Genomic DNA, 2,693 nt, shown 5'->3' on the forward strand with positions numbered 1-2,693 from the left:
TTAGATCAAGATAATACTATAAAACAAGATACACCTAGTTATTATTTTTCTCCTAAAGATGAAAGCAGTGGTTTAGGAAGACTTAGTATCTTTTATAAAAATGATGAACTTTGCTTGCTTAATTATTCTATTATAGAAAATTCTTTAAATATCAAATTAGAATGTTTAAGCAAACAAAGCTTAGAGTATAAAGACTTAATTTCAAACACTTTAAAAGAACAAAAAACCACACAAGTAGATAAAAAACAAGCTATAGCTAAACTTCATGCTCTTTTAGAAAATCAAAACCTAGAATGTATCCATGGAGGTAAAGTCATACTTAAATCAAACAAAGGAAAAACTTTTAAAGATGATGGTGTGCCTATTATGCTAGAAAGTGATTTATTAAACTCTAGTATAGTAGCTTGTCCTAATACTATAGCAGGTGTAAGTGTTCCTTGTACTAAAGTTGTTAATGTAAAAGGATCCTTATCTCAAAAGAAAGTCAATAATGAATATGTAATCTTACAAGAACTCATATCAGCTTGTATTAGTGATAAAGGTTTTCCTTTAAAAGTAAGCTTTACTCCTACTAAGTTTAAATTTGATCACAGCTTTAATCCTAAAGAGGGCTTAGGAGAACAAAGTAAAAATCAAATAGAGTTAAAAGAACCTATAATAAGACTTCATTATAAAAGTGATAGATTTCAAAAAGATAATTTACCTATCTATAATCTTTTAATCAATAATGAAAAAAAAGAACAAAATAAGGCTTTAAATGAATTTAATATAGATTTAAAAGATTTAAAAGATATAGAGGATATAAATATTCTTAATCAATTCAAACAAGACTTTAGTAAAGATTATGAATTTAAAGAATTAAATCTTAGCTTTGATACTAATTTAATCAAACTTTATTTTATTATCTCAAAAAACATTGCTAAAGTTTATAAAAGTGCTTATAAGGAATTTGAAAACAAAGATTTAGGAGTAGGGTATTTTACACAGCTACATGAGTATGATAAAATCATCAAAAATGCTTTAGAAGATAATAAAGAATTAAACGAATATCATTTTAGTTTTTTAGCTCCTGCAAAAATGCAAAATTTAAAACTTCAAATCGCACAAGGACTAGATGAAATCTTAGAAGATGAAGATAGAAAACAAGAGCTTTATGTTTGTAAATTTGTGGTGGTAAATGGGGTTAGTGAAAACAAAATAAAAGCAAAAAATAAAGATGTAAATATAAATAATGGCACAAAATACACAAACACTACAAAAAGCAATAATATAAGTTCTAGTGAAAACAATGCTCAAGAAATCATCCCTGATAATGTTATAAGAATACAAACACAAGATGGCAGTGGGGAGTTTATTGAGATAGTATTTCCTAGTCAATTAGAACTCAATGATAAACCTTTGGAAGATGTGAGTTATACATTTGTTCCGGCTTTAAGAGGTTTATATTCAATGTTTAAAATTACAAGTAGACTTAATAGTGGTTTAACGCGACAAGAAGTAGTGAAAATTATTGAAAAACTACAAAAAGGTAGCAGTGGGAATATTCGCCTTTTGAAAAATAAAAAAGAATTAGATGAACTGTGGCAAAAATTAATAAAAAATGCCACAAAGTTAGAAGAAAAATATATTCCTATAAAAAATCATAAAACAGGACAAATTACGCAAGAAAAATTTATAAGATATAAATTGAATGATGGAATTGATATTATATACAGAACAGGTTCTGGAAGTGGGGGAGAAACAATAAATATTTATGGCAAAAATCCAAAGCTCAATAAAACTATTCATATTAAACCATAGGAATAAAAGTGAAAAGAATAAAAGTAATATATGCAATGGGTAATCCTATTTTTTCTTATAAAGAAAAAGATGATATAGGATATAAAAGTTATGAAAATTTAAGTAAAGTATTAAATAATAAACCATATTTTTCTGAAATGGATTTACTTTTAGAATATTTAAGATACACAACAAAAACAGATATTCTCTTAGCATTTGAATATTTATTATTAAAACTTATTGATGATGAATTTTTTGCAAGACATGAAATAGATGCAAATATCATTCAATTTTATAATATTGATAGTCTTAACAACACTCCTTCTTTAAATACACCCAAACCTACCTATATAAGTGAATATATTAATATCTTGGGGCAACTTTTTCTAGCAGGTTATATAGATTTTGGATCTTATTGTGATGAAGATAGAAATAAAATAGATTATCCCTCAAACTTATCTTATTATAAAGAAGATAAATATCAAGCTTGGATATATTTTAGAGATAATTTTTTTTATAAAGAAAGATTTGAAAGAAATTTGAATGATGATATTATTGTAGATGGATGTAGCACAATGTTTTCTCCCACTTCTTGGGATACACCACAATATTGGTCACAATACAATATCTGGATAGCAACAACCCCAAAAGGCACAAAATACTTCCAAGAAATCTTAGCTCCTAAATTTTACAACAAATACAAAGATTTAGAAGTTGAGATTGATGATAAGGGCAATGTGCTTAGGTGGATAGGAGAGATTAATAGAGAGACAAAAAATATTAGCAAATAAAAAATGATATAATAATGCTTTATATAAGGAATCTTTTATGTTTATAAGTTCTAAAACAGAGTTAATTCAAACTATTAAAAATTTAACAATCAACAATAAAGAAGTTAAACAGATTGATTTTAT

Annotated in this window: 2 protein-coding genes; both read left to right on the plus strand. The window is 25.9% G+C overall.

Translation table 11 applies throughout. The annotated features are described in order from the left end of the window. Positions 1 to 1,800, plus strand: a 1,800-nt coding sequence (locus AJ939_RS01130) for a hypothetical protein (protein ID WP_250540832.1), incomplete at its 5' end; no start/stop codon positions are given. An 8-nt stretch (positions 1,801 to 1,808) separates the two neighbouring features. After that, complete coding sequence (locus AJ939_RS01135) at positions 1,809 to 2,570, plus strand: hypothetical protein (RefSeq protein WP_088306429.1); 762 nt, start codon at positions 1,809 to 1,811, stop codon at positions 2,568 to 2,570. Positions 2,571 to 2,693 lie beyond the last annotated feature (123 nt).

It is taken from the genome of Campylobacter sp. BCW_6889, assembly GCF_001762535.1.
Lineage (GTDB): Bacteria > Campylobacterota > Campylobacteria > Campylobacterales > Campylobacteraceae > Campylobacter_D > Campylobacter_D jejuni.